The following is a 26,598-nucleotide window of genomic DNA, read 5'->3' as shown; positions in this document are numbered from 1 at the left end:
AACCTTTTCGCATTAGACGGTGGGATTCAGCGTGGAGCGACGCCCTGGTGTGCCCAGATTGCTCAGGGAGATCAATGACCGGGCCGCGCTGGAGCTGCTGCTGGCCACCGGCCCCATGACACGCGGTCAGATCGGTGATCTGACCGGCCTGTCCAAGGTGACGGCCTCGCAGACGCTGTCCAGGCTGGAGGAGCGCGGCCTGGTCGAGGTGGTCGGCACGCAGGGGGGCGGTCGCGGGCCCAACGCGGCCCTCTACTCGGTGATCCCCTCCAGCGCGTACGTGGCCGGCCTGGAAGTCGGGCCCGAGCTGATCTCTACCGCGGTCGCCGACATTAACGGCCACACGGTCGCCGAGGTCACGGTCGATCCTGGCGGCCACGACGACCCGGTCTCCGTGGTCCACGGCGCGATCGTCAAGGCCTGCCGCAGCGCCAAGATCAGCCTGTCCAAGCTGCGCGGCGTCGTGATCGGCACGCCGGGCGTGGTCGATCCGCGCAGCGGCGACGTGCGCTTCTCGTTCGACCTGCCCGGCTGGCACGAGGGCATCCACGAGGCTCTGGCCGGCGACCTGCGGCGCGAGGTGACCATCGAGAACGACGTCAACCTCGCCGCCATCGCCGAGCGCGCCGACGGGGCGGCCAAGGGGCTCGACGACTTCGTGCTGCTGTGGTCGAGCCGCGGCCTGGGCCTGGCGATCATGCTCGGCGGCAAGCTGCATCGGGGGCGGACCGGCAGCGCGGGGGAGATCGGCTACCTGCCGGTGCCCGGCGTGCCGCTGCCCGAGGACATCCGTACCGAGCCCGGGCGGTTGCCGTCGCTGGCGGGCGGCCTGCAGTCGCTGGTCAGCGCCGAGGCGGTGGCCGAGCTGGCCCAGACGTACGGCTTCGCGGCCGGCAGCGCGGGCGAATGCGTCAAGGTCGCGATGGCCGCGGGCGCCGAGGGCGAGCCGCTGCTCGACGAGATCGCCAACCGGCTCGCCCTGGGCGTCGCCGCGGTGTGCGTGATCCTCGACCCCGGGCTGGTGGTGCTGGCCGGCGAGGTGGGCCACGCGGGCGGCCCCGCGCTCACTTCCCGAGTGGAGGAGGCCGTGGCGCGGATCTGCCCGGTGCGGCCCCAGGTCGTCACCACGAAGGTGACCGACGGCAACCCGGTGCTGCGCGGCGCCGTACTGGCCGCGCTCGACGAGGCCCGCGAGGAGCTGCTCGCCTCCTAGGCACGCACTCGGCCCGTCACCACGGCCGGTCCGCGTTCCGCCACCAGGCGGCACGCTGATGGCGCGCCCCGCTACCGGCCGCCATGGGGGCGGCGCACCCCGCCACGCACGCGGATGCCCGCGCTGAGGGGCCGGGCGCCGCACACGTTGCGCCGGGCTTCACCGCCCACCACCTCGCCGACGCGGCGCCACCAAGCAACGGAGGCGTGTAAGGCGTCGAGGCCCCGGCGCAGGTGTCCGGGCGGCCTGTGGACCGATGTGCGGCCCGACGGTCGTCCGGGAGGAACGGCGTCCGGCACGTGGGTGAGGCGTCAGGCGGTGAGGAGCTCGACGGCGGCCTGGGCGTTGGCCCTGGCCGCCCCGTACGTGGCGATGTAGGCCGCGCTGCCGGGCCGCCACACCGGCAGCCCCATCTCGATCACCGTCGCGTCGGGGCGGGCCGCCACCAGCGCGGAGACCAGATCCCGGCTCGCCTGGTGGCGGTGCGCGTCCTTGACCACGACGACCAGCGACCGGTTCACGGCCTTGGCCAGCAGGGCAGGGGCGTCGGCGGCCGCGGGCTCGATCCGCACGATCTCGGCGTCCGGCAGCCACGGGCCCACGCCCCACGGCACGTCACCCACGGCGATCGTCGGCGGAGTGTCCACCTCGATCACCAGGGGCTCGACCAGGGGCTCCGTCTCTCCGGTGAGCCGCACGGCGCGGCGCGCGGCGTGCAGGCCGACCCCGTTCTGCTCGGCGGTGCCGGGCGCGGGCGTCCCGCACCAGGCCCGCAGCGCCGCCACCCGCGCCGCCGCCTCCTCCAGGCGCTCCGGCGACAGGCGGCCCTCGCGGACCGCGGAGACGATCTCCGCGATGATGGCCTGGACGTCGTCGTACGTGGGCACCGGCCCCAGGCACAGCAGGTCGGCCCCGGCCGCCAGCGTCAGCACGGCGCCGCCGGCCAGCCCCACGCTCCTGACGATCGCGTGCATGTCCAGCGCGTCGGTGACGACCACGCCGTCGTAGCCGAGCTCGCCCCTGAGGAGCCCGGTCAGCGCGGCGCCGGACAGCGTGGCGGGCGTCTCGCCCGTCACCGCCGGCACCGCGACGTGCGCGGTCATCACCGACCTGGCCCCCGCGCCGATCGCCGCGCGGAAGGGGGCCAGCTCCCGCTCGCGAAGCACGTCGATGCTCACGTCCACGACCGGGATCGCCAGGTGCGAGTCCACCCGGGTCGCGCCGTGGCCGGGGAAGTGCTTGACGCAGGCGGCCACGTTCACCGACTGCAGGCCCTGCACGGCCGCCACCGTGTGCCTGGCGACCAGCTCCGCGTCGGCGCCGAACGAGCGGGTGCCGATCACCGGGTTGTCGGCCTCCGTGTTGACGTCGGCGCTGGGCGCCATGTCCAGGGTGATGCCGCAGGCGGCCAGCTCCGAGCCGATCGCGCGGTAGACGCGGCGGGTCAGCTCGACGTCGTCCACCGCGCCGAGCGCCGCGTTCCCCGGGTACGGGCTGCCGACGTGGTACGCCAGCCGCGTCACGTCGCCGCCCTCCTCGTCCAGCGAGATGACGGGCTCACCGGCTCCCCGCAGCGCGGTGGTCAGCTCGCGTACCTGGCCGGGGTCGGCCACGTTGAAGCCGAAGAGCGTGACGCCGCCCAGGCCGTGCTCCAGCTCGCGCAGCACCCATTCGGGCGCCGTGGTGCCCTGGAAGGCGACGAGCAGTGTGCCGGCCGCGAGACGGCGCAGCCCCCGATCACTCTGACTCATGGGCTCCTCATCGGATTTCAGGCATGGTCGAACAAGGCGTCCGACCGGTGGACGTCAGCCCTTCACGGCCCCGGCGACCAGGCCGGAGACCATGCGGCGTTGTACGAGAAGGAAGAAGATGACGACCGGGATGGTCATCATCGTGGAGCTGGCCATGATGGCGCCCCAGTCCGTGCCCTTCTGCCCGAAGAAGTACTGCAGGGCGACGGGCATGGTGTATTTCGTCGGGTCGCCGATCAGGTACAGCGCCATGATCAGCTCGTTCCACGCGGTGATGAACGAGAAGATGCTGGTCGCGACCAGGCCGGGGGCCACCAGCGGGAAGAGCACCTTCCAGAAGGTGGTGAACCGGCTCGCGCCGTCGATCCAGGCCGCCTCCTCCAGCGACTTGGGCACGGCGGCGACGAACGTGCGCAGCATCCAGATCCCGAACGGCAGCGTCAGCGCGACCTGCGTCACGATCAGCCCGATCAGCTGGTCGTACAGGCCGAGCCGGCGGACCATCAGGTACAGCGGGATGAGCAGCGCCTCGCAGGGGATCATCTGCACCACCAGCAGCAGCGCCAGGAACGCGGTGCGGCCCTTGAACCGGAACCTGGCCACCGCGGTCGCCGACAGGAGCGCGAAGACCGCGCCGATCAGGACCGTGCCGAGCGCCACGACGGCGCTGTTGCGCAGGTAGAGCCAGATCGAGTGGCCGGCCACACCGTCGCTGAGCACCCGGGTGACGTGGTCGAGGGTGAAATGGGTGGGGAACGGGATGAAGTCGGTGGTGAAGATCTGGTCGTTCGCCTTGAAGGCGGTGGAGGCCATCCAGTAGACGGGGAAGGTCGCCACCACGAAGACCAGCACGCCTGCCGCGTTGAGCGCGATCTTGCCCAGGCGCTTGCGGGCCAGCGGGTTCATCACACCTCCTCCTGCTTGAACATCTGGCGGATGTAGGCGGCGGTGACGATGAGCAGGATGACCGTCAGCACCATCGCGATGGCCGCTCCTGAGCCCATCTTCTGCGGGGCCTTGAACGCCTCGGTCACCGCGTACATCGACAGGTTGTAGGCCTCCCGGTTGGAGGTGCCGGAGAGCACGTACAGCTGGGCGAAGACCTTGAAGTCCCAGATGATCGAGAGCACGGTCAGCACCGCGAACACGGGCTTCAGCAGCGGGAAGGTGATCTTCCTGAACGTGCGCCACGGCCCGGAGCCGTCCACCTTGGCGGCTTCGTAGAGCTCGGCGGGGATGCCCTTGAGCCCGGCCAGCACCGAGACCGCGATGAACGGGAAACCCGCCCAGACCACGCAGATGACCAGCACCAGATAGATGGACCAGGCGTCGTTGAGCCACGGCTCGCCGGTCCAGTCGGCCCGGCCGGTCAGCCATTGGGGCAGCAGGTTGAGCGCCCAGTTGATGATGCCCGCCTCGGCGTCGAACAGCCAGCGCCAGATCACGCCCTGCGCCACCGGCGGCACGGCCCAGGCGAACATGATGCCGATGATCACCAACAGCGACATCTTCTTGCCGAGCCGGTGCAGCAGCACGCCCACCGCGGTGCCGGCGATCAGCGTGAGCGGCACGGCGACCGCGGCGAAGACCACCGTGTTACGCAGCGAGGACCAGAAGATCTCGCTGTCGAGGATCCTGGTGAAGTTGTCCAGGCCGACCCAGTCGGCCGGCTTCCTGCCGGAGATCTGCGGGATGCCCACCTTCTGGAAGGCCGTGATCACCATCTGGATCATCGGGTACAGCAGCAGCGCGGCGATGACCAGCAGGCCGGGGACCAGCAGGAGGTAGGGGAGCGACCAGTCGGGGAGCCCGGAGCGCCGCGGCTGCCGGTGTGCGCGGCGCTGTCCCGGGGCGGAGGCGGGGCCTCCGCCCCGGGGGAGCGTTGACGTGTTCGTCATGGGTCTCAGGAGGCGTTGAGGATGTCTTCGAGTTCCTTGTTGGCCGCGGCCAGCGCGTCATCCGCGCTCGCCTTGCCCTCGATGACCTTGCGGGCCGCGTTCTGCAGCACCGCCTTGGTCTCGTTGGCCTCCGTCCACTGCGGGTCGGCCGGGAATGCCTTGGCCTTGGCGAAGGCGGCGGCGAACGGCGCCTGGGCCGGGTCGCTGGACAGGGCGGCCAGAGCCTCGGGGTAGACGGGGAGCAGGCCGCCGTCGGTGGCGTACTTCACGCCCCACTGCTTGCCCGAGGCCAGCTTCACGAACTCCTTGGCCGCGTCCTTCTCCTTCGCGGTGCCCCACACGGCGATGTCGTTGCCGCCGAGGAAGGACTGCGCCTCGCCGCCCGACTTGGAGGGGAGGGGGAAGAAGGCCAGCTTGTCGCCCTTGAGTTTGCCCTTGCTCTCCTCGGCGATGGTGGCCAGGTCCCACGACGCGGTGAGGTACATGCCGACCTTGTTGTTGGAGAAGCGGGTGCGGATCTCGGTGGTGTTCTGGTTGAGCCGCGACTTGCTGGACAGGCCGTCGGTCACCAGGCCGGTGTACTGGGCGAAGCCCTCCTTGAAGCCCGGGTCGGTGAGCTTGCCGACCCACTTGTCGCCCTCCTTGACGGCGTACTCGCCGCCGGCGGTCCAGGCGAGGGAGCCCAGCAGGTGGTTGGCGTCGGAGCCGCCGTTGAAGGCGAAGCCGTCGACGTCCGAGCCCTTCTTGGCCTGGATCTTCTTGGCCGCGGCTACGAGCTCGTCCCAGGTCTTGGGGATCTCGATCTTGAGCTCCTTGAACCAGTCCGCGCGGTAGAGCACCGCCCGGCTGCCGCCGCCCCACGGCACGGCGTACGTCTCGCCGTCGATGGTCTCGAGGCCCATCAGGTTCTTGGGGATCTGGGCCTGGTCGCCGGCGGCCACGATGTCGGTGATCGGCTCCAGGGCCTCCTGGCTCTGCCACAGCGGGACCTGGTCGTTGCCGATCTCGGTCACGTCAGGGCCGGTGCCGCCGGCTGCCGCGGCCGTGAACTTGTCGTTGACCTGCGGCCACGGGATCCACTCCACGTTCACCTTGGCGCCGGTCTCCTTCTCGAACTCGGCGACCAACTCGTCGGTGTACTTCTGGGCGGCGGGGTTGCTGTCGCCCAGGCGCCAGAACGTCAGCGTCTTGCCCGCGTACTTGGGGCCGCTGCTCGCGGGCGCGGCGGCGCTGGGTGAGGACGAGGGCGCCTCGCTGGAGCCACAGGCGGCCAGGCCCAGGGCCAGCGCGGCCGTGGTGACCGTAGCGGCTGTGATCTTCGCGATCCTCACAGGGTCTCCCTTCCCGGGTGCCGGCCTAGGGTCCGCACCAGGCTGATCGTCAAATGTCGAACGACGTCTGCTAAACTAACAAGAAACTTTCTTAAAAGAAATGCTCGTTAGCCATTCGTGACGAGAGGGGTGCGGTAATGAGTCGAAGCCCGGGGGTCCCCCGGCTGCTGCGCAGGCTGAACGATCGTGCGGCACTCGAACTGCTCCTCGTGGACGGCCCGCTCACCCGGGCCGAACTGGGGGAACGAACCGGGCTCTCCAAGGTAACCGCAGGTCAGCTGCTTGCTCGCCTGGAGGAGCGGGGACTGGTGGAGGTCGCCGGCGAGCGCGCGGGCGGGAGGGGACCGCACGCGGCCGTGTACGCCGTCGTCCCCTCCAGCGCGTACGTCGCCGGGCTCGAGGTCCTGCCCGACAGCCTCAAGGTCGCTGTGGCGGACATCACAGGCAAGGTGGTCGTCGAGATCACCCTCAACCCCTCCGACAGCCGCGACCCGGTCAAGGCGGTCCACGAGGCCGTGCAGCGGGCCTGCGACACGGCGAACGTCAGCCTGTCGCGGCTGCGCGCGTTCGTCATCGGCACGCGGGGCGTGGTCGATCCGGCGACCGGCGACGTGCGCTGGTCGTACGACCTGCCGGAATGGCACGTCGGCGTGCTGGCCAGCCTGCGCCAGACGCTCGGCACCTCGGTCACGATCGAGAACGACGTCAACCTGGTCGCGCTCGCCGAGCACAAGTACGGCGCGGCCGTCGGCCACGATGACTTCGTGGTGATCTGGGCCGGTGTCGGCCAGGGCCTCGGCGTGATGCTGGGCGGCAGGCTGCACCGGGGCATCAGCGGGGGAGCGGGCGAGATCGGCTGGCTGCCGGTCCCGGGGGAGCCGCTGCCGTCCGACGTCTCGGAGCCGCAGTCCGGCTCGTTCCAGCGCCTGGTGGGCCACGCCGCGCTGCGCGGGCTGGCCGAGCGGCACGGCGTGACCGGCAACACCGTGCCCGACCTGGTGCGCGGCGGCGACGAGGGCTACCTGGACGAGGTGGCCGGACGGCTGGCCGTGGGCGCGGCGGCGGTGACCGTCGTGCTCGATCCCGGCCTGATCGTGCTCAGCGGCGACATCGGCAGGGCGGGCGGCGCCCGGCTGGCCGCCAAGGTGCAGGAGGCGGTGGCCCGCGTGTGCCCGAGCCGGCCCACCGTGGTCACGACCGGGGTCGCGGGAAACCCGGTGCTGCGCGGCGCTCTGGTGGCCGCCTTGGAGCAAGCCCGGGAGCAGGTCTTCTCCGACACTGTGTGAGAATTTCTGCTCATGTGGTCCCCCAATGATGTCGTGCTCATCTCCGATCCCCGGGTGACCGCGATCCCCGTGCGGGAGTGCGGTGAGCCGCTGGCCGACGTACGCGGGCGGCTACGCGTGGACGAGCGCATGGCGGACGAGGCAGGCGCGTACGCGCACCTGCGCTCGGGCCTGCTCGACCGCCTGGAGCAGGCCGAGCGCCTGTTGCCCGACGGTTTCCACCTGGTGGTCGTCGAGGGCTACCGCCCCATCGAGACACAGCGGCGGATCTTCGACGGATATCGGGCGGAGCTCCAGCGCAAGTTCCCCCAGCTCTCGCCCGACGAGTCGTATATCGCGGCAAGTCGGTACGTGTCCCCGGTCGAGGTCGCCCCCCACACCGCCGGCGCCGCCGTGGACCTGACGTTGTGCGACCCCGACGGCGTCGAGTACGACATGGGCACCCAGGTCAACGACAACCCGGAGCAGAGCTACGGCGCCTGCTACATGGACGCCCCCAACATCTCCGCCGACGCCCATAACCACCGCAAGCTCCTCGCCGCCGCTCTGGAGCCGTCCGGCCTGGTCAACTACCCGACGGAGTGGTGGCACTGGTCGTACGGCGACCGCTACTGGGCCATGTCCACGGGTTTTCCCCACGCCCTTTACGGCCCCGTCTGACAACCGTTTGCCGGGTGGGTTTTCCACAGGCTGGGGGACGGGCACAACCTCATTCCGGAGGGTTCTGGACTCCCCAGCGAGGTGTGGGCATGGTTCCGTTGATCGGGATCGAAGAGGAATACCTCATCGTCGATCCCCGCACCCGCCACGTGGCTCCCCGAGCGGCCGACGTCCTGGCCGCGGCGACGGATGTGCTCGACGTGGTGCAAGAGATCACCAGATTTCAGGTGGAGGCACGTACGCCGCCCTCCGCCGACCTCAGCGAGCTGGGCTCGCAGCTGCGTACGGTGCGCAAGGAAGTGGCCGCCGCGGCCCGCTCGTGCGGGCTCGCCGTGGTCGCCAGCGGCATCCCCGTGCTGGGGAACGTCATGTCGCCGCCGCTCACCGACGACGACCGCTACCTGCAGGGCAGGGTGCTCTACCGGGCGCTGCAGGACGAGATCTGCATCTGCGCCCTGCACGTGCACGTGGACGTGCCCGACCCGGAGCAGGCCGTCTACGTCGGCAACCACCTGCGTCCCTGGTTGCCTACGCTGATCGCGCTGGCCGCCAACTCGCCGTTCTTCGCGGGCCGCGACACTGGCTACGCGTCCTGGCGGGTGATCAGCTGGGGCCGCTGGCCGGTGTCCGGCGCGCCGCCGTACTTCCCGTCGTTCGGCGACTACGAGGTGGCCCTGCGCGCGCTCACGGAGTCGGGCGCGCTGCTCGACCCCAAGACGGTCTACTGGGACACCCGGCCGTCGCCCAGGCTGCCCACGGTCGAGATCAGGGTGGCCGACGTGCCGCTCGACGTGAGCGACAGCCTCACCCTGATCGGGCTCATCCGCGCGCTGGTCGTGACCGCGCTGGCCGCGGTGAGGCGGGGCGACCGCGGGTTACCCGTCCCGTCGGAGGTGCTGCGCGCCGCCTACTGGCGCGCCGCCCGCGACGGGCTGATGGGCGACAGCATGGACGTGCGGCACGGCACGCTCGTGCCCGCGCCGGTCATGGCGCGCCGCCTCCTGGAGCATGTACGGCCGGCGCTGGCGGAGGCCGGCGACCTGACGTTCACCCAGGAGGGGCTGGACCGGCTGCTGGCGAAGGGCTCGGGAGCCATGCGCCAGCGCCGGGTGCACGCCAGGGGCAACGACCTGGCCGACGTGGTGGACGACCTCATCGAGGCCACCGTCGCATGACGCGGGCGCCCCTTCTCGTCTGGCTCAGTGCAGGGCCAGTGCCACGGCCACGCCCAGGCCGAACGCGACGACGACGCCGCGCAGGACCTTGGCGGACATGAGCCTGGCCACCCGCGTGCCCAGGAACCCGCCCGCCAGGCTGGCCGGCGCGACCACCGCCACGGCCTGCCACTGGACGGGCCCGAACAGCGAGAACGCCACGACCGACACCGTGCTGATCACCAGCGACAGCGTGGCCCGCACGGCGTTGACACGATGCAGGTTGTCGTGCAGGAACATGCCGAGCACGGTCAGCAGCAGCACGCCCATGCCGCCGTTGAAGTAGGCGCCGTAGCAGCCGCCGAGGAAGACGCCCGCGTACACCAGCTTGCTCGGCGGCCCGCCGGCCTCGCCGCCGAAGCGCTTGCGCAGCCACGGCTGGGCCAGCAGCGCCAGGCTGGCGAAGGCCACCAGCCACGGCACCAGCGACTCGAACAGCCGGCCCGGCGTGAGCAGGAGCAGCGCGCTGCCCGCGACCGCGCCCAGCACGGTCGTGATCGACAGAGCCGTGGCCCTGCGCCGCTGGCCGCGCAGCTCAGCGCGGTAGCCGAGCACGCCGCCGAGGTAGCCGGGCCACAGCGCCACCGCGTTGGTCACGGACGCGGTCAGGCTCGGGTAGCCGAGCGCCAGCAGCGCGGGGAACGAGATGAGCGTCCCGCCGCCGGCCAGCGCGTTCACCACACCGGCCAGCAGACCGGCGCCCAGCAGGAAGAGCAGATCCGTCATCGGCCGGCTGCGTAGCCCTGGGCGCCGCGCGGGTTGGCGGCGGCCTTGAGGAACGCGCCCTCACGGGCGACCGCGCTGAGCCTGCCCAGCGTCCACGGGCCCTGCGCCTCGACCTCGTGCCCGCGCCGCCGCAGCTCCGCTATCACACCTGCGTCCAGGCGGTCCTCGACGTGCAGCACGCCGGGTCGGGAGCCGCGCGGGAAGAACGAGCTGGGGAAGTGCTCGGAGTGGAACATGGGCGCGTCGATGGCCTCCTGCAGGTTCAGGCGGCCGTGTACGACGGCGAGGAAGAAGTTCAGGCTCCACTGGTCCTGCTGGTCGCCGCCGGGTGTGCCGAACGCCAGCCACGGCTTGCCGTCCTTGAGCGCGAACGACGGCGACAGCGTGGTGCGCGGGCGCGTCCCCGGGCGCAGCGAGGCCGGAAGCCCGTCCTGCAGCCAGAACATCTGCGACCTGGTGCCCAGGCAGAAGCCCAGCTCCGGGATCGTCGGGGAGCTCTGCAGCCAGCCGCCGCTGGGGGTGGCGGAGACCATGTTGCCGTGCCGGTCCACGACGTCGAGGTGGCAGGTGTCGCCCTTCACCGAGCCGTCGCGGGCCACGGTCGGCTCGCCGACGCCCTGCGGGGAGCGGGCGCCCGAGATGCCGGGCGCGGCGCTCGCCGTGCCAGGCGCGGGGAAGTCGGGCAGCCTGGGCGCGCGGCCGCCGGGCGCGCCGGGCCGCAGCTCGAAGCTGGCCTCGGCGCCGACGAGCGCGCGCCGTTCGGCGTTGTACGCCTCGCTGAGCAGGTCGGACACCGGCACGTCGGTGTTGTCGCCGTACCAGGCCTCGCGGTCGGCGAAGGCGAGCTTGGCGGCCTCCGTCACCGTGTGCACGTAGTCGGCGCTGAGGTGCCCCATCGCGTCCAGGTCGAAGCCCCGCAGCAGGGCGAGCTGCTGCAGGAAGACCGGCCCCTGCCCCCACGGCCCCGTCTTGTAGACGGTGTGCCCGTGGTAGTCGAAGGCGAGGGGCTCTTCGACGGTGGCGGTCCAGCGGGCCAGGTCGTCGCCGGTGAGCAGCCCGCCGTGCACGTCGCCTGAGCTGTCCAGCCAGGCCGTCTTGGCGCTGAACTCGGCGATCGCCTCGGCGACGAACCCCTCGTACCAGGCCCTCCTGGCGGCGGCGAGCTGGCCCTCGCGGGTGCTCGACGCGGACTCGGCCTCGGCGACCAGCCGCCGGTAGGTGGCGGCCAGCACCGGGTTGGCCAGCTTCGACCCGGGCGGGGGCACGTTCCCGCCGGGCAGCCAGGTCGCCGCCGACGTCGGCCAGTCATTGTTGAACAATCCTTGGACCGACTCGATCGTGGCCGCGATGCGCTCCAGCACCGGCACGCCGTGCTCGGCGTAGTGGATCGCCGGCGCCAGCACGTCGGCCAGCGACCAGGTGCCCCAGCGCTCCAGCATGAGCATCCAGCCGCCGAACGCCCCCGGCACGGTGGCCGCCAGCAGCCCCGTGCCGGGCACGATGTCCAGACCCAGCTCGGTGAAGCGCTCGATGGTGGCCGCGGCGGGCGCCACGCCCTGCCCGCACACCGCGGACACCTTCTGCTCGGCCTCGCTCCACAGCAGGATCGGCACCTCGCCGCCGGGGCCGTTCAGGTGCGGCTCGGCGACCTGGAGCACGAACCCGGCGGCCACCGCCGCGTCGAAGGCGTTCCCGCCGCGTTCCAGCACGCCCATGCCGGTGGCCGAGGCCAGCCAGTGCGTGCTGGCGACCATGCCGAAGTCACCCGACAGCTCGGGCCTGGTGGTGAACAAGATTTCTCCTTCTACAGATTCGCGGTCGCGTCGGGGACGCGAGGGGCCACCGACAAGAAACCTGCTCATCGGCCTTCCGCCCCACTGCCCTGCCTGGTTAAGGCCGTAGCGGCAGTCCATTTTGCAGGTTTCTCATCGGACTAGATGGCACGCGGCCGGATGGCCGTTCCGCCGAGGATCCTGAAGCAACGGCTCCTCGGTGCGGCAGGCGTCGTACGCCAGCGGGCACCGCGTGTGGAACCGGCACCCGGCAGGCGGGTCGACCGGGCTTGGCACGTCGCCGCCGAGCACGATCCTGCGCCGCTCCCGCTGCCTGACCGGGTCGGCCACCGGAGCCGCCGACAGCAGGGCCTGCGTGTACGGGTGCCGCGGGCCGGCGAAGATCTCGGCCGTCGGACCCGACTCCACGATCTTGCCCAGGTACATGACGGCGACCCGGTCGGCCAGGAACTCCACCACCGACAGGTCATGCGTGATGAACAGGCACGAGAACCCCATGTCCCGCTGCAGATCGGTGATCAGGTTGAGCACCGACGCCTGCACCGACACGTCCAGCGCCGACACCGGCTCGTCGGCCACGACCAGCTTGGGCTCCAGGATCAGCGCCCTGGCCAGCCCCACCCGCTGCCGCTGCCCGCCGGACAGCTCGTGCGGGTAGCGGGAACGCATGTCCTGCCGCAACCCCACCTTCTCCAGCATGGCCGACACGCGCCCTGACACCTCACGCCGGCCGGCCACCTTGTGCCTGAGCAGCGGCTCGGCGACGATCTGGCCGATCGTGAAGCGCGGGTTGAGCGAGGAGAAGGGGTCCTGGAAGACCATGTGCACGTCCCTGCGCAGCGGGCGCATGGCCCTGCGCGACAGGTGGGTGATGTCGCGGCTGTCCAGCTCGATCGTGCCCGAGGTCGGCTCGGTCAGGCGCAGCACACACTTGCCGACCGTGGACTTGCCGCTGCCCGACTCACCGACGAGGCCGAGCACCTCGCCCTGGCCGATCTCGAGCGACAGCCCGTCCACGGCGCGTACCTGGCCGTAGTGCTTGACCAGGTTGTCGATGCGCAGGATCATCGCTTGCCTCCCGGGTGGAAACAGGCCGCCAGATGGCCGTCCGCGTGCCGTTCGAGCGAGGGTCTGGCCGCCCGGCAGTCGTCCTGGACGCGCGGGCAGCGGTCCAGGAACGCGCACTCGTCGGGGTCCGTCAGCGGCGAGGGCACCATGCCGGGGATCTCCGCCAGCCGGCCGTTGACGGCCGCGGACGGGAGCGCGTTCATCAGGCCCAGCGTGTACGGGTGGCGCGGGTTCGCGAACAGCTCGGTCACCGGGGCCTGCTCGACGGCGCGGCCCGCGTACATGACCACGGCCCGGTCGGCGATGTCGGCCACCACCCCCAGATCATGTGTGATGAGGATGATCGCTGTACCGAGCCGGTCGCGCAGGTCGCGGAACACGTCCAGCACGCCCGCCTGGATCGTCACGTCGAGCGCCGTGGTGGGCTCGTCGGCGATCAGCACCCGGGGCGAGCAGGCCACCGCGATCGCGATCATCACGCGCTGGCGCATGCCGCCGGAGAGCTGGTGCGGGTACTCCTTCATGCGGCGCCGGGGCGCCGGGATGCCGACCAGTTCCAGCAGCTCGACGGCCCGGCCGGCCGCCGCCTGGCGCGCGAGGCGCTCGTGCCTGCGCAGCACCTCGGTGATCTGGTACCCGACGGTGAACGACGGGTTCAGCGAGGTCATCGGCTCCTGGAAGACGACCGAGACGTCCTTGCCGCGCACCTGCCGCATGTCCCGCTCGGGAAGCGTGGTGAGCTCGCGCCCGTCCAGCTTGACCGAGCCGGACAGCCTGGTCGTGTCGGGCGGCAGCAGCCTGGGCACCGACATCGCGGTGACCGACTTGCCGCAGCCCGACTCGCCGCACAGCGCCAGGATCTCGCCCTCGTCCAGCGTGAGCGAGATGTCCCTGACCGCCTGCACCAGGCCGTCCTCGGTGTCGAAGCCGACGGTGAGGTTCGTGATCTCCAGCAGGCTCATCGGGCGCTCCTCGGGTCCAGAACGTCACGCAGCCCGTCGCCGAGCAGGTTGAAGCCGAGCGTGGCCAGCGCGATCATCACCCCGGGCCAGACGGCCAGCCAGGGCGCGTCGCTCAGGTACTGCTGCGCGGTCGTCAGCATCACGCCCCACGAGGGTGTGGGCGGCTGCACGCCGAGCCCCAGGAACGACAGCGTGGCCTCGCCGATGATCGCTCCCGGGATCGCCACGGTGGCCTGCACGATGAGCGGGTTGAGGCAGTTCGGGAGCACGTAACGGAAGATGAGGTGCCCGTCGCCCGCGCCGTCGGCGATGGCGGCGTCCACGTAGTCCATCTCCCTGACCGCCAGCACCTCGCCGCGGGTGATCCTGATGACGGCGGGGAGCTGGGAGAAGCCCAGCGCCAGCACCACGCCCTTCAGCGAGGGGCCGATGATCGCCGCCAGTCCCACGGCGAAGACCAGGAACGGGAAGGCCAGCGTCACGTCCACCAGCCGCATCACCACGGGGTCGAGCCAGCGCCGGTAGAACCCGGCCACCAGGCCGATCGGGATGCCCACGACCATCGCCAGCAGCGTGGAGAGCACCCCGGCCTGCAGGGACACCTGCGCTCCGTGGGCGATCCTGGCGAACGCGTCGCGGCCCAGGTCGTCGGTGCCCATCGGGTGCGCGCCCGACGGGGGCGCGAGCGTGGCCAGGTAGTCCTGCGCGGCCGGGTCGCCGGTCACCAGGGGCCCGATCAGGGCCAGCAGCACGAACGCGACCACCAGCACCAGCCCGGCCATCGGCATCGGCCGCCTTCTGAAGCGGCGCCACAGCTTAGTCACGGGTGCCCCCTGACAGCCTGATCCGGGGGTTGAGGAAGGCGTAGGCGATGTCGACCAGCAGGTTGACCAGCACGTACCCGATGACCGTGATCAGCACGACGGCCTGGATGACCGGGTAGTTCCTGGTCAGCACCGCGTCCACGGTCAGCTTGCCGAACCCGGGGATCACGAAGATCTGCTCGGTCACCACGGCGCCGCTGATCAGCGCGCCGAGCTGGAGGCCCAGCACGGTGACGACGGTCGTCAGGCTGTTGCGCAGCGCGTGCGCGCCCACGACCTTGGCCTCGGACAGGCCCTTCGACCTGGCTGTCCTGACGTAGTCGGCGGACAGCGCGCCCAGCATGGCCGAGCGGGTCTGCCGCATGAGGATGGCGGCGAAGCCGGTGCCGAGCACGAGGGCGGGCAGGATCATGCGCTGGAGGTTCTGCGCGGGGTCCTGGGTGAAGGGGACGTACCCGGAGGCGGGCAGGACCCGCCAGGTGACCGCGAAGAGCAGGATGCCGAGCAGGCCCAGCCAGAAGTGCGGCACCGACAGGCCGGCCAGGCCGAACCCGGTGGCCACGTAGTCGGCGAGCCGGCCGCGCCGGACGGCGGCCGCGATGCCGGCCCCGACACCGACGACGATGGCGACCAGCATGGCCAGCAGCGACAGCTCCAGCGTCACTGGCAGCCGCTCGGCGATGATGTCGATCACCGGGAGCTGGTCCTGCGTCGAACGGCCGAAGTTGCCGGTCAGGGTCTGGCCGACGTAGTCGAGGTACTGGGCGGGCAGCGGCTTGTCCAGGCCGAACTCGTGCCGGATGGCCTCGACCACGGCGGGCGAGGCCTCCTCGCCCGCCATGACCGTGGCTGGGTCGCCGGGCAGCGCCCTGATCCCCAGAAAGATCAGGACGCTGGCGACGAACAGCACGATCACCGCTGATCCGCAGCGCCGAAGGATGAACCAGAGCATTACGCGGCGAATCCGGCGGTAGCGAAGCGCGGCAGGCCGTCCTCGAAGTACTGGACTCCCGCGACGTTCTTGCTCATGCCCAGGTAGTACTTGTTGTGGTAGAGGTACAGGACCCCGCGCACCTCGGCGGCCTTCTTCATCGCGGCGGCGTAGAGCTCGGCCCGCTTGGCCGGGTCCGACTCGGCGGCGGCCTGCTTGATCGGGTCGTCGATGCCCGGGTCGGACATGCCGCTGTAGTTGTTGCTGCCGCGGCTGGTGACGAGGTTCGTGAGGTTGCCGTCCGGGTCCACGCGGCCCGACCAGCCGTTCAGTAGGACGTCGAACTTGCCGGACTTGCCCTGTTCGAGGGTGCTGACGAACTCGGCGGTCTGCACGCTCACGTTGAAGCCCGCCTCCTTGGTCATCTGCTGGATGACCTGCGCCAGGCGGGAGTTCGTGGCGTCGTTCGGGCTGGTCAGCGTGACCGGGATCGGCGTCGGCACGCCGGACGCCTGCACGAGCTGCTTGGCCTTGGCGAGGTCGCGCTTCGGGCACTGCAGGTCCTTGGCCCGGTAGGGGCTGTTCAGCGGCACGGGGAAGCAGTCCACCTCGTGCAGGCCGTTGTAGACGGTCTTGTTGATCAGGTCGCGGTCGAGCGCCAGCTCGAACGCCTCGCGCAGCTGCGGGCTCTTGGCCAGCGCCGTGTTGACCGTACCGGGCTTCTCGGTGGAGCCGTTGGCGTTGCCGGTGTTGATCGTGATCCCGTAGTAGCCGAGGCCGCCACCAGAGACGACCTTGAGGTTCGGGTCGCTCTGGACGCCCTTGACCGTGGTCGTGGCGAGGTTGTCGCCCACCTGCACGTCGCCGGACTTCAGGTTCGCGGCCCGCACGTTCGGGTCCACGATGATTTTGTATACGAGCTTGTCGAGCTTGACCTTGGCCGCGTCGTAGTAGTCGGGCGCCTTCTCCAGCACGATCTGGCTGCCGGAGGTGCGGCTCGCGAACTTGAACGGGCCGACGCAGACCGGGGCGGCGCCGAAGTTGTCGTTCCCCGCGTCCAGCGCCTTGGGCGACATGATCATGCCGGCGCGGTCGGCGAGCTGCGCGGTCAGCGGCGTGAACGCGCGCGACAGCGTGAGCGTGACCGTCGTGGGATCGGCCACCGTGACCTTGGACACCGCGGCCAGGTCGGCCTGGCGCGCGGACTTCTCCCAGGTGCGGTGCCGGTCCAGCGACTTCTTGACCGCCTCGGCGTCGAACGCCGTGCCGTCGTTGAACTTCACGCCCTCGCGCAGCTTGATCGTCACTTCCTTGCCGTCGCCCGAGACCTCGGGCAAGGCGGTGGCCAGCTGCGGGACCAGGTTCGCCTGCGCGTCGATGTCGTAGAGCTTCTCGCACATGTTCGCGAACACCTCGCGGCCCACCAGCGTGGTCGAGATGCTCGGGTCGAGCGCGTCGGGGTCGGCGCTGAGCGCCACGTTGAGCGTGCCGCCGCTCTTGACTGGCCGGTTGTCGGCAGAGGCGTCGGCTATGGAGGGCGGGGCCGCGGGCGTGCTGCCGGACCCGCCTCCACCGCAAGCCGCCAGGGCAAGGGGGAGAACGGCGAGCGCCGCGACCAGCCTGGGGGACGGTCTCATGTGGGGGCCTCCGTTGAAACGTTTAGGAGACTGTATACAAGACCTGACATTTCACTGGTGTTTCGTGACCCGACGTTGTTATCTGACCGTTTTCTAATCGTTCGGGTGTTTTGCCATGCGGACGGCCGCGAGGAACGACCGCCTGGCGGCTGCCACGTGCGCGACCGCCCTGGCCTGCGCCTCGTCCTCGTCGCCCGCCGCGATGGCCTCGCACAGGCTCAGGTGCTCCGACCAGGAGTGCGGCCCGCGTACGGCGGCGGTCTGACTGAAGACCCACTGCGCGCGCAGGAGCATGGGCTTCATCATCAGGCTGAGGTACGAGTTGCCCGCCGCCTCGCCCACGGCCAGGTGGAAGGCGGTGTTGAGATCGGCCACCTCCTCCAGCCGGCCGCTGTCCACCGCCTCCCTGGCCTGGTCGAGCACCCGCCGCAGCCGCTCGGCAGACCCGGGCGTCCGCTTGCGCGCGGCCAGCCGCGCCGCCAGCCCTTCGACCGCCATGCGCACGTCGAAGAGCTCCTCGCCCTCCGCTGCGGACAGTCGCGCGACGGTGGCGCCGAGCCTGGGCGCGACCTCGACGAATCCCTCGGTGGCCAGCACCCGGATGGACTCGCGAACGGGGTTGCGGGACACGCCGAGCGAGGCGGCCAGCCGGTCCTCGACCAGCCGCTCGCCCTGGGCCAGCTCGCCGGAGAGAATGCGGCGCCGCAGCTCCTTGGTGACCTCGTCGCGCAAGCTCCGGTGAGTCGCGCCCAGCGTCAAATCAGTCATATAGCGACTAATCGTATACAGCGGGATCAGGTCTCGCGCTCGGGGTGCCAGCCGGCGGTCTTACCCCGCTTCTTGGCGCGGTAGGGGATCCACAGGCCCACCCCGTACATGGTCAGGCCGATGAGGATCATGAGCGCGGCCGTCGGCCAGCGCAGGCCGGGCGGCATGTACGTGGCCAGGAACCACGACATCCGCACCCGGTCGTCCGCCAGGAAGGCGGCGGCCACGATGCCCTGAGGGAACAGCGGGATCGCGCCGAGCGACAGGCACGTCATCACGATCGCCCGCTGCGGCTTCGGCAGGTCGGGCAGCTTGAACGACCTGCCGCCGCCCTCCGGCCGCCGCCCGGTGCGCATCATGTGCAGCAGTTCGGGCCCTTGTGCCGCCAGCCGCCGCTCAGCCAGCAGGCCCAGGCCCCAGTAGCACAGGGCGCCCGTCGCCAGCCCGCCCGCGACGCCCCACCAGCCGTACAGCAGGGCCGCCACGACGGCGGGCGCGCCCGTCAGGGCCACGAGCAGCATCGTCAGGTACGCCAGGCCCGTCAGGGCTCCGTCGTCCTCGCTCGTGCGCAGCGGGTTGCCGCCGCGCCGCTGCGGATCGGTGCCGGGCACCAGCGCGTACACCGAGATGAGCGGCACCAGCCCGGCCGCGCCGCCCAGCAGCGCGGCCACGCTCGCCAGGATCAGCGGCCACGGACCGTCCGTGACCAGGGTGAACGCCACGGCCAGCAGCGCCGCGACCGGGCCCACGGTCACCAGCCAGGCCCGCTGCCTGCCGCGCAGGTCCGACGCGCCGGGCGTCATGAGCGTGAGCCAGAGCGCGGTGCCGTCGATGCCGTAGAGGTTGGCGGTCATCGCCGCGGCCATCACGATGAAGATCGGCGCCGCCCACGGCAGCATGCCCGTCCAGCCGAGCGCGAGCGGCGCACCCGCGAAGAACACCCCGTAGGCCAGCGCGAACGTGAGCTGGTGGTTGCGCACCAGGTCGCGCGACCACGTGCGCAACTCCTTGGCCACCACCGCCTCCTGCGAGGTGGCGGCCCGCATCGGACGACGGCCCCGCGTCGAGGGCCGGCTCGCGCCCGTCCGTCCGGCCAGCAGCGCCGCCCACGCCGCGAGCAGCAGCACGATCAGCACCGCCATCGCGAGCAACGCCAGATAGTGACCCTGTACGGCGAGCAGCCCCCACCCCGACGGCAGGTAACGCACGAACGACGGGATCCGCCCGCCCTGGCCGAAGGCCAACGCGAACACCCACGCCTGGCCCAGGAACGCCAGCACCGCGCCGTTGATCACCCCGGCGCCGACCGCCCCGACCCGGGACCGCAGCGCGATGCCCAGCAGTCCCACGGCCACTTTCGACAGCAGCACGAAGATCGCCAGCTGCAGCACCATCGCGGGCACCGCCACCAGCACGTTCCCCGGTGAGGCCGCGAAGACCAGGCCCGCCAGGGCGACCAGGCTGATCACCGGCGCCACGCCGACGAACGCCGACACCAGTAGCCCCGCCGCCAGCCGCCGCGCGGGCAGCCCCAGCAGCGCGAAGAACTCCGGACGCAGCGTCTCGTCGCCGCCGCCGGAGAAGACGGGACCGATGATCCAGCCGAGCATCCACACGGCGTAGGCGGCTCGCCCTCCTGGAAGGCGAGGTAGATCGTGCCGGCCGCGAGCAGGAGCCCGAGAACGCCGCCCGAGGCCATCATGCCGCCGCGCTGCCCCGTGGTGGAGTGACGCAGGATCGCGATCTTCATCCGGACCAGGGCGACCGCTACAGCCATGACAGCCCCTTGGCGCCGGTGGAGTCCGCGCCGACCAGCTCCACGAACCTGTCCTCGAGCGTGGCCGCGCCGCGTACCTCGTCGAGCGGGCCCGCCGCCGCCACCCGGCCCTTGTCGATCACACCCACGTGGTCGCAGAGCTGCTCGACCAGCGCCATCACGTGGCTGGACAGCACGATCGAGCCGCCGCGCGCCACGAAGCCGCGCAGGATCATCTTGATCGTCGCCGCCGACACCGGGTCCACCGCCTCGAACGGCTCGTCCAGGACCAGCAGCCTGGGCGCGTGCAGCAGCGCCGTGGCCAGGCCGATCTTCTTGCGCATGCCGGTGGAGTACTCGATCACGAGGGTCTTCTCGGCGTCCTTCAACTCCAGCACCGACAGCAGCTCCTCGGCCCGCTCGGCCACCACCTCCTTGCTCAGGCCCCTGAGCAGGCCGAGGTACGTGAGCACCTCGCGCCCGGTGAGCCGCTCGGGCATGGCCAGCCCGTCGGGCAGCACGCCCACCAGCTGCTTGGCCCGCGCCGGGTCCGACCACACGTCGGCGCCGAAGATCCGCGCCGTGCCGCCGTCCGGTCTGAGCAGGCCGACCGCCATGGACAGCGTGGTCGTCTTGCCCGCGCCGTTCTGGCCGACCAGGCCGTAGAAGGAACCCTGGGGGACGGTGAGGTCCACGTGGTCGACGGCGACCTTGTCGCCGAACGTCTTGGCTAAACCGCTGATCTCCAAGGCCGCTGCTGTCATGACTGTCTCCTGGTGGCGAGCGTGAAGGTGGTGACGAGCTCGCGGGCGAGCAGGTCGAGGTCGAGGCCGGGCTCATGGACGATGCGTGACGGCACGGCGTCGACGGCCGCCCGGATGGTGACGGCCATGCTGCGCCTGTCGAAATCGCGGAACTCGCCGGACTGCTGGCCCCAGCCGAGGACCTTCTCCAGGTCGGCCACGGCGACCTCGGCCTGCGCCGCGTACGGTCCCGGGCCGCCCTCCTCGCCGGGCATGTGGGTGATGATCTCCATCAGGGCCAGGAGCGGCTTGCGGTGCTCGCGCATGAAGTCGAGGTTGCTCTCGAGGTAGGCGCGCAGGGCCTCGGTCGCGGTGGGCTGCGCGAGGATCCGGGGGACCATCAGGTCCGTGGCCAGCCTGGCGACCTCGGCGACGACCGCCTCGATGAGCTGCTGCTTGCCGCCGAAGTGGTACGAGATCACTCCGGTGCTGATCTTCGCCTGCCTGGCGATCCTGGCCAGGGTGGTGTGCGCGTAACCCTGGTCGGCGAGCACCTCGATGGCGCACGCGATGATCTGGGCCCTGCGGGCCTCCTCGATGAACGTGCGGCCTTCTGACGTCACGTTCAAAACTTTAAACAGCCATTCAAATTTTTGGAAGCGTCTTCAACCGCTCCTGTCCATGCGGGTGTCAGGCGCGCAGGCGAAGCCCGCGGGGCGTGGGGTGGAACCCGGCCGCCTCCAGGGCCGCCGCCAGCGGTGAGTCGATGATGGAGGCGCCGTCGGCCCGCTCCACGGTCAGTTTCCCGAGCGCGCCGTCGCGCACGGACAGCGCGAGCGCGTCGACGGCGGGCTGCAGCCGCTCGTCGTCGGCGAACGACAGCAGCGTCTTGCCGCCTCGCTCGACGTAGAGCACCAGGTGGCCGTCCACGAGCACCACGAGCGAGCCGGCCTTTCTGCCCGGCTTGTGCCCGAGGTCGCCCGGGTGCTGCGGCCAGGGGAGCGCGGCGCCGTACGGGCTGGCGGGGTCGGCGGCGGCCAGCACCACGGCCCGGGGCCCGGCGTTCTCCTGGTGCGGGGCCGGGGCGATGGCCGGGGCCATGGCACGCATCCGGTCAACCGCTCCCGGCAGCGCGAACTGCGCGCCTCCCAGGCCCTCGACGAAGTAGCCCCGGCGGCACCGCCCGCTCTCCTCGTACGCCCGCAGGACCTGGTAGACCGGGGTGAACCCGCCGGGCAGCCGTTCGGACGTCACCGCGCCCCTGGTCACCACGCCGTGCCGCTCCAGCAGCACCTCGGCCTGCGCGTGGGCCCGCTGCGTCGCGTCGGCGGCGGGCGCGGGCAGCAACCACCATCGGCCGCCCACGGTGGGAGGGCCGCTCCTGCTCGGCAGCACGGCCCGGCGCCTGCGCGTGGTGGCGGGCCGGTGCGCGGGACGGCCGGTGCCGAGCGTGGCCCGCAACGGGGCCAGCGTGTCACCGGAGATCCGCCCGGCCCACACCAGGTCCCACAGCGCCGCGGCCAGCGCCGCGTCGTCCAGCGAGCCGAGCTGGTCGGAGATGCCGCGGAAGAACAGCGCGCCGCCACCGCCCAGCAGCTCGAGCACGCCGTCGTGCAGGGGCGTCATCGTGATCTCCGCGGGCTCGGGCAGCAGCAGCGGCGCGGTGTCGGCGTAGTAGAGCGACACCCAGCCGTCGCCGCCGGGCAGCGACCCCTGACCTGCCCACATCACCTCACCCGAGGAGGTCAGCTCGTCGAGCAGCGCCGGATGGTAGCCGGGCACCCGAGAGGGCAGCACCAGCGTCTCCAGCGCGGACGCGGGCACGGCGGCCCCCTGGAGCTGCTCGATCGAGCGAACCAGCGCGTCCATGGCCCGCGCCGCCTCGCTGCCCGCCCGACCGGCGGCGCTCGAGCTGGTGATGCCGTGCCAGGCGGGCAGGAACCGGGCCAGCGTCTCCGGCGCGACCGGCTCGACCTCCTTGCGCAGCCTCGCCAGCGACCTGCGGCGCAACATCCGCAGCACCCCGGCGTCGCACCACTCCTCGCCCCGCCCGCCGGGCCGGAACTCCCCGTTGACGACCCGCCCGGACGAGGCCAGCCGCCGCAACGCATCCGTCACCACGGCCACGCCGAGCCCGAACCGGGCGGCGGCCGTGCCCGCGTGGAACGGCCCGCGCGTGCGGGCGTGCCGGGCCAGCAGGTCGGCCAGCGGATCGGCGACGGGCTCCAGGAACGCGTGGGGCACCCCGACAGGCGGCGGCGCGCCCAGCGCGTCACGCATGCGGGCCGCGTCCTCGATCGCCGCCCACTGCTCCTCGCCCGCGATCCGCACCCTGATCGCGCGCCGCGAACGCTCAAGCTCCTCCAGCCAGGACGGGTTGCCGCCGCGCACGCTCACGTCGGGCGCGAGCAGCGGCCCGTGCGAGCGCAGCAGGTCGGCGAGGTCCTCCAGGTCGCGCAGCGGGCGGTCGAGCCTGGCCAGCTCGCGCTCGGTGTCGGAGATCACGTCGGGATCGAGCAGCTCGCGCAGGTCGGCCTGGCCGAGCAGCTCGGCCAGCAGCGTGGTGTCCAGCGCCAGTGCTTGGGCCCGCCGCTCGGCCAGGGGCGCGTCGCCTTCGTACATGAACGCGCCCACGTAGTGGAACAGCAGCGAGGTGGCGAACGGCGAGGCCTGCGACGTCTCCACTTCGACCAGCCGCACGCGGCGCGCGGCGATGTCGCGCATGAGCTGCACGAGCCCCGGCACGTCGAAGACGTCCTGCAGGCACTCGCGCATCGTCTCCAGCACGATCGGGAACGAGGCGTACTGCGAGGCCACGCCCAGCAGATGGGCGGCGCGCTGGCGCTGCTGCCACAGCGGGCTGCGCCTGCCCGGCGTACGGCGCGGCAGCAGCAGCGCCCGCCCCGCGCACTCCCTGAACCGGGAGGCGAACATGGCCGAACCGCCCAGCTCCTCGGTGACGATCTGCTCGATCTCCTCGGCGTCGAACGCGGCCACGTCGGTGGGCGGCTCGGCGAGCGTGTCGGGGATGCGCAGCACGATGCCGTCGTCGGAGTGGACGGCCTGCACGTCGATGCCGTAGCGCTCGCGCAGCCGCCGGTTGATCGCCAGCGCCCACGGGGCGTGCACCCGCGCGCCGTAGGGGGAGTGGATGACCACGCGCCAGTCGCCGAGCTCGTCGTGGAAGCGTTCGACGAGGAGGGTGCGGTCGTCGGGGACGTAGCCGGTGGCCTCGCGCTGCTCGTGCAGGTAGGCCAGCAGGTTTCCCGCGGCGTACTCGTCGAGCCCGGCCTCCCGCATGCGCTCGGTCGAGCCGTTCTTGGCCTGCTCGCGCAGGAACTGCCCGATCGCCCTGCCCAGCTCCGCCGGGCGCCCCGGCGCGTCGCCGTGCCAGAACGGCAGCTTGCCCGGCTGCCCCGGTGCGGGCGAGACGAGCACCCGGTCGGCCGTGATGTCCTCGATCCGCCAGGACGTCGCGCCCAGCACGAACACGTCGCCCACACGCGACTCGTAGACCATCTCCTCGTCCAGCTCGCCCACCCTGGAGGCCTTCTCGCCCACCAGGAACACGCCGAACAGGCCGCGGTCGGGGATCGTGCCGCCGTTGGTGACCGCCAGGCGCTGCGCGCCAGGACGCCCCTGCAGGGTGCCGGTGACGCGGTCCCACACGATGCGCGGGCGCAGCTCGGCGAACTCCTCGCTCGGATAGCGCCCGGCGAGCATGTCGAGCGTGGCCTCCAGCGCGCTCCTCGGCAGCGTGGCGTAGGGGGCGGCCCGCTTGACCACCGACTCCAGCTCGTCGACGGTCCACTCGTCCATCGCGGTCATGGCCACGATCTGCTGCGCCAGCACGTCGAGCGGGTTGCGCGGATAACGCAGCTCCTCGATCTGGCCGCTCTTCATCCGCTCGGCCACCACGGTGGTCTGCACCAGGTCGCCCCGGTATTTCGGGAAGATCACGCCCTTGGACACCGCGCCGACCTGGTGGCCCGCCCGGCCGATGCGCTGCAGCCCGCTGGCCACGCTCGGCGGCGCCTCCACGCACGCGACCAGGTCGACCGCGCCCATGTCGATGCCCAGCTCCAGGCTGGAGGTGGCGACCACGGCAGGCAGCCGGCCCGACTTGAGCGCCTCCTCGATCTGCGCCCGCTCCTCCTTGGAGACCGAGCCGTGGTGAGCGCGCACGATCTCCGTCACGACGCCCTTGCTCGCCCCGGCCTGCGCCATCATGTCGGCGGGCATCCGCTTGGGGGTCTCCCAGGTCGGTCCTGCGGACGGCCCCGTCTCCCAGATGGACAGGTCGACGGCCTCGGCGTCGCCGCGCTCCCGCTCGTACGCCAGCTCGTTGAGCCGGGTGCACAGGCGCTCGGCCAGCCGCCGCGAGTTGGCGAAGACGATCGTCGAGCTGTGCGCCCCGATCAGGTCGAACAGCCGGTCCTCCACATGGGGCCAGATCGACCTGTTGCCCGGCTCCGGGGCGAAGTCCTCCGCGTTTCCCTCCGGCTGCGGGCGGCCCTCCATCTCGGTCATGTCCTCGACGGGGACGACGACCTCGATCTCGAGCCGCTTCTCCGACGGCGGCTGCACGACGGTGGCCGGTCGCGTGCCGCCGAGGAAGGCCGCCACCTCGCTCACCGGCCGCACGGTCGCCGACAGCCCGATCCGCTGCGCGGGCCTGTCGAGCAGCGCGTCGAGCCGCTCCAGGGTGAGCGCCAGATGCGCGCCGCGCTTGGTGGCGGCGACCGCGTGGACCTCGTCCACGATCACCGTCTCCACGCCGCGCAACGCCTCTCGCGCCTGGCTGGTGAGCAGCAGGAACAGCGACTCGGGCGTCGTGATGAGGATGTCGGACGGCTTGGCCGCGTATCGCCTGCGGTCCTCCGAGGGGGTGTCGCCCGAGCGGATCGCCACCGAGATCTCCGGCACCGGCAGGCCCAGCCGGCGCGCCGTCTGCCTGAGCCCGGCCAGCGGGGCACGCAGGTTGCGCTCGACGTCGACGGCCAGCGCCTTGAGCGGCGACACGTAGAGCACCCGCGTCCCCTTGCGGGCGGGCTCGCCCTGCTCCGACTTGCCGGGGGGCTTGTGGGCGGGACCGGCGGACTCGGGCTTGTGGGCGGGGTCGGGGTGCTGCGGCTCGGCGGTGGGATCGGCGTGCTGCGGCTTGTGGGCGGGACCGGCATGCTGCGGCTTGGCGGGGTCGGCGTGCTGCGGCTTGGCGGGGTCGGCGTGCTGCGACGCCAGCCTGTCGAGGGACCACAGGAACGCCGCCAGCGTCTTGCCCGAGCCGGTGGGCGCGACGACCAGGGTGTTGTCGCCGCGCGAGATCGACTCCCACGCCCCCTCCTGGGCGGCCGTGGGCGCTTGGAAGGCTCCGGCGAACCATTGCCTGGTCACCTGGCTGAACTGGTCAAGGGAGCTCACCAGCTCATACTGCCTCGCGCCACCGACAGAAAGCGCATTGGCGCCGTGACGAGCGGTTGAGCGGGGTCTTGGCGGACATATAGCGACCGTGACCATTGACTATGCGGCCATCGAAGCCCGCCGTGCGGAGATCAGGCGGCGTTACGTCTTACCGCACCGGCCATCGAGCAGCGCGCGCGGCCTGCACCACATGGCCCTGCTCTCGTCGGACGTGGAGCGAACCATCAAGTTCTACCAGGAGCTTCTGGAGTTTCCGCTCACCGAGATCATCGAGAACCGCGACTACAAGGGCTCCAACCACTTCTTCTTCGACATCGGCAACGGCAACCTGCTCGCGTTCTTCGACTTCCCCGGGCTCGACCTGGGGCCGTACCAGGAGGTGCTGGGCGGGCTGCACCACGTCGCGATCTCCGTCGACCCCGCCACGTGGGAACGTCTGCGCGGAAAGCTGGAGATGGCCGGCGTGCCGCACCAGATAGAGAGCGGCGCCTCCATTTACTTCAAGGACCCCGACGGCGCCCGGCTGGAGCTGCTCGCCGACCATCTCGGTGAGATGTACGGCTCACGTGTGCTGTGACCGCGGTTCGACGATGGTTCGACGCTCGTTGACGCCCTA

General features: G+C 71.5%; 21 protein-coding genes. 5 read left to right on the top strand and 16 right to left on the bottom strand.

Translation table 11 applies throughout. The features are described from left to right. Nucleotides 1-31 precede the first annotated feature (31 nt). A complete protein-coding gene (locus ACIBVN_RS09710; RefSeq protein WP_397134511.1) occupies nucleotides 32-1,213 on the top strand; it encodes an ROK family protein in 1,182 nt (393 codons plus the stop codon). A gap of 311 nt (nucleotides 1,214-1,524) precedes the next feature. Here the strand turns inward: ACIBVN_RS09710 and ACIBVN_RS09705 are convergent, their stop codons facing one another. Genes ACIBVN_RS09705 through ACIBVN_RS09690 form a run of 4 tightly spaced genes read right to left on the bottom strand, consistent with a single transcriptional unit; the run spans nucleotide 1,525 to nucleotide 6,193 of the window. Further along, the gene (locus ACIBVN_RS09705) at nucleotides 1,525-2,964 is read right to left on the bottom strand and encodes a glycoside hydrolase family 3 protein (protein ID WP_397134509.1); all 1,440 of its coding nucleotides are present in this window, start codon (nucleotides 2,962-2,964) and stop codon (nucleotides 1,525-1,527) included. Nucleotides 2,965-3,018: 54 nt separating this feature from the next. Beyond that, entirely contained in the window at nucleotides 3,019-3,870 is an 852-nt protein-coding gene (locus ACIBVN_RS09700; protein WP_397134507.1) for a carbohydrate ABC transporter permease, read from the bottom strand. Next, nucleotides 3,870-4,862 (bottom strand): carbohydrate ABC transporter permease, encoded by a 993-nt coding sequence (locus ACIBVN_RS09695; protein ID WP_397134505.1) that lies wholly within the window; start codon nucleotides 4,860-4,862, stop codon nucleotides 3,870-3,872. Before ACIBVN_RS09695 ends, ACIBVN_RS09700 begins: the two co-directional genes overlap by 1 nt. 5 nt (nucleotides 4,863-4,867) lie before the next feature. Continuing rightward, nucleotides 4,868-6,193 carry an extracellular solute-binding protein gene (locus tag ACIBVN_RS09690; protein ID WP_397134503.1) on the bottom strand — a complete coding sequence of 442 codons (1,326 nt, stop codon included), beginning with the start codon at nucleotides 6,191-6,193 and terminating at the stop codon, nucleotides 4,868-4,870. A gap of 137 nt (nucleotides 6,194-6,330) precedes the next feature. On the opposite strand from ACIBVN_RS09690, the gene ACIBVN_RS09685 reads away from it, so the two are divergent. The 3 genes from ACIBVN_RS09685 (at nucleotide 6,331) to ACIBVN_RS09675 (ending at nucleotide 9,314) form a co-directional block, all read left to right on the top strand. Continuing rightward, nucleotides 6,331-7,479: an ROK family protein gene (locus ACIBVN_RS09685; RefSeq protein WP_397134501.1), complete on the top strand. Its 1,149-nt coding sequence runs from the start codon at nucleotides 6,331-6,333 to the stop codon at nucleotides 7,477-7,479. A gap of 12 nt (nucleotides 7,480-7,491) precedes the next feature. Beyond that, nucleotides 7,492-8,139: a M15 family metallopeptidase gene (locus ACIBVN_RS09680; RefSeq protein ID WP_397134500.1), complete on the top strand. Its 648-nt coding sequence runs from the start codon at nucleotides 7,492-7,494 to the stop codon at nucleotides 8,137-8,139. Nucleotides 8,140-8,228: 89 nt separating this feature from the next. After that, nucleotides 8,229-9,314, top strand: coding sequence for a glutamate--cysteine ligase (locus ACIBVN_RS09675; protein ID WP_397134498.1), 1,086 nt, complete (start codon nucleotides 8,229-8,231; stop codon nucleotides 9,312-9,314). 24 nt (nucleotides 9,315-9,338) lie between these two features. On the opposite strand, the gene ACIBVN_RS09670 is transcribed toward ACIBVN_RS09675, so the two are convergent. The 12 genes from ACIBVN_RS09670 to ACIBVN_RS09615 all read right to left on the bottom strand — a co-directional run bounded on the left by ACIBVN_RS09670 (nucleotide 9,339) and on the right by ACIBVN_RS09615 (nucleotide 25,982). After that, the gene (locus ACIBVN_RS09670; protein ID WP_397134496.1) at nucleotides 9,339-10,079 is read right to left on the bottom strand and encodes a sulfite exporter TauE/SafE family protein; all 741 of its coding nucleotides are present in this window, start codon (nucleotides 10,077-10,079) and stop codon (nucleotides 9,339-9,341) included. Further along, nucleotides 10,076-11,833, bottom strand: a complete 1,758-nt coding sequence (locus tag ACIBVN_RS09665; RefSeq protein ID WP_397134629.1) for a gamma-glutamyltransferase family protein — start codon at nucleotides 11,831-11,833, stop codon at nucleotides 10,076-10,078. The genes ACIBVN_RS09670 and ACIBVN_RS09665 overlap by 4 nt, the downstream gene beginning before the upstream one ends. 171 nt (nucleotides 11,834-12,004) lie before the next feature. Beyond that, entirely contained in the window at nucleotides 12,005-12,940 is a 936-nt protein-coding gene (locus ACIBVN_RS09660; protein WP_397134494.1) for an ABC transporter ATP-binding protein, read from the bottom strand. Next, nucleotides 12,937-13,902 (bottom strand): ABC transporter ATP-binding protein, encoded by a 966-nt coding sequence (locus ACIBVN_RS09655; RefSeq protein ID WP_397134492.1) that lies wholly within the window; start codon nucleotides 13,900-13,902, stop codon nucleotides 12,937-12,939. The genes ACIBVN_RS09660 and ACIBVN_RS09655 overlap by 4 nt, the downstream gene beginning before the upstream one ends. After that, nucleotides 13,899-14,726: an ABC transporter permease gene (locus ACIBVN_RS09650; protein WP_397134490.1), complete on the bottom strand. Its 828-nt coding sequence runs from the start codon at nucleotides 14,724-14,726 to the stop codon at nucleotides 13,899-13,901. The genes ACIBVN_RS09655 and ACIBVN_RS09650 overlap by 4 nt, the downstream gene beginning before the upstream one ends. Next, nucleotides 14,719-15,678: an ABC transporter permease gene (locus ACIBVN_RS09645; RefSeq protein WP_397134488.1), complete on the bottom strand. Its 960-nt coding sequence runs from the start codon at nucleotides 15,676-15,678 to the stop codon at nucleotides 14,719-14,721. The genes ACIBVN_RS09650 and ACIBVN_RS09645 overlap by 8 nt, the downstream gene beginning before the upstream one ends. After that, entirely contained in the window at nucleotides 15,678-17,294 is a 1,617-nt protein-coding gene (locus ACIBVN_RS09640; RefSeq protein WP_397134486.1) for an ABC transporter substrate-binding protein, read from the bottom strand. Before ACIBVN_RS09640 ends, ACIBVN_RS09645 begins: the two co-directional genes overlap by 1 nt. Before the next feature lie 93 nt (nucleotides 17,295-17,387). Next, nucleotides 17,388-18,062, bottom strand: a complete 675-nt coding sequence (locus ACIBVN_RS09635) for a GntR family transcriptional regulator (RefSeq protein ID WP_397134484.1) — start codon at nucleotides 18,060-18,062, stop codon at nucleotides 17,388-17,390. A 26-nt stretch (nucleotides 18,063-18,088) separates the two neighbouring features. Then, nucleotides 18,089-19,672: a hypothetical protein gene (locus ACIBVN_RS09630; RefSeq protein WP_397134482.1), complete on the bottom strand. Its 1,584-nt coding sequence runs from the start codon at nucleotides 19,670-19,672 to the stop codon at nucleotides 18,089-18,091. A gap of 157 nt (nucleotides 19,673-19,829) precedes the next feature. After that, nucleotides 19,830-20,582, bottom strand: a complete 753-nt coding sequence (locus ACIBVN_RS09625; RefSeq protein WP_397134480.1) for an ABC transporter ATP-binding protein — start codon at nucleotides 20,580-20,582, stop codon at nucleotides 19,830-19,832. Next, entirely contained in the window at nucleotides 20,579-21,184 is a 606-nt protein-coding gene (locus ACIBVN_RS09620) for a TetR/AcrR family transcriptional regulator (protein ID WP_397134478.1), read from the bottom strand. Before ACIBVN_RS09620 ends, ACIBVN_RS09625 begins: the two co-directional genes overlap by 4 nt. Before the next feature lie 67 nt (nucleotides 21,185-21,251). Further along, complete coding sequence (locus ACIBVN_RS09615; RefSeq protein ID WP_397134476.1) at nucleotides 21,252-25,982, bottom strand: ATP-dependent helicase; 4,731 nt, start codon at nucleotides 25,980-25,982, stop codon at nucleotides 21,252-21,254. Nucleotides 25,983-26,070: 88 nt separating this feature from the next. Here ACIBVN_RS09615 and ACIBVN_RS09610 point away from each other — a divergent pair, with 88 nt between their 5' ends. Next, nucleotides 26,071-26,559, top strand: a complete 489-nt coding sequence (locus ACIBVN_RS09610; protein WP_397134474.1) for a VOC family protein — start codon at nucleotides 26,071-26,073, stop codon at nucleotides 26,557-26,559. Nucleotides 26,560-26,598: the final 39 nt, after the last annotated feature.

This window comes from Nonomuraea sp. NPDC049400 (assembly GCF_044466425.1).
Lineage (GTDB): Bacteria > Actinomycetota > Actinomycetes > Streptosporangiales > Streptosporangiaceae > Nonomuraea.
The sequence above is the reverse complement of the archived record's forward strand: the minus strand, read 5'-3'. Positions and strand labels throughout refer to the sequence as shown.

Coding starts and splice junctions, on each gene's coding strand:
- ACIBVN_RS09705 (WP_397134509.1), bottom strand. CDS start 2,964: ATGAGTCAGAGTGATCGGGGGCTGCGCCGTCTCGCGGCCGGCACACTG.
- ACIBVN_RS09700 (WP_397134507.1), bottom strand. CDS start 3,870: ATGAACCCGCTGGCCCGCAAGCGCCTGGGCAAGATCGCGCTCAACGCG.
- ACIBVN_RS09695 (WP_397134505.1), bottom strand. CDS start 4,862: ATGACGAACACGTCAACGCTCCCCCGGGGCGGAGGCCCCGCCTCCGCC.
- ACIBVN_RS09685 (WP_397134501.1), top strand. CDS start 6,331: ATGAGTCGAAGCCCGGGGGTCCCCCGGCTGCTGCGCAGGCTGAACGAT.
- ACIBVN_RS09680 (WP_397134500.1), top strand. CDS start 7,492: ATGTGGTCCCCCAATGATGTCGTGCTCATCTCCGATCCCCGGGTGACC.
- ACIBVN_RS09675 (WP_397134498.1), top strand. CDS start 8,229: ATGGTTCCGTTGATCGGGATCGAAGAGGAATACCTCATCGTCGATCCC.
- ACIBVN_RS09670 (WP_397134496.1), bottom strand. CDS start 10,079: ATGACGGATCTGCTCTTCCTGCTGGGCGCCGGTCTGCTGGCCGGTGTG.
- ACIBVN_RS09665 (WP_397134629.1), bottom strand. CDS start 11,833: ATGGTCGCCAGCACGCACTGGCTGGCCTCGGCCACCGGCATGGGCGTG.
- ACIBVN_RS09660 (WP_397134494.1), bottom strand. CDS start 12,940: ATGATCCTGCGCATCGACAACCTGGTCAAGCACTACGGCCAGGTACGC.
- ACIBVN_RS09655 (WP_397134492.1), bottom strand. CDS start 13,902: ATGAGCCTGCTGGAGATCACGAACCTCACCGTCGGCTTCGACACCGAG.
- ACIBVN_RS09645 (WP_397134488.1), bottom strand. CDS start 15,678: ATGCTCTGGTTCATCCTTCGGCGCTGCGGATCAGCGGTGATCGTGCTG.
- ACIBVN_RS09640 (WP_397134486.1), bottom strand. CDS start 17,294: ATGAGACCGTCCCCCAGGCTGGTCGCGGCGCTCGCCGTTCTCCCCCTT.
- ACIBVN_RS09635 (WP_397134484.1), bottom strand. CDS start 18,062: ATGACTGATTTGACGCTGGGCGCGACTCACCGGAGCTTGCGCGACGAG.
- ACIBVN_RS09630 (WP_397134482.1), bottom strand. CDS start 19,672: ATGCTCGGCTGGATCATCGGTCCCGTCTTCTCCGGCGGCGGCGACGAG.
- ACIBVN_RS09625 (WP_397134480.1), bottom strand. CDS start 20,582: ATGACAGCAGCGGCCTTGGAGATCAGCGGTTTAGCCAAGACGTTCGGC.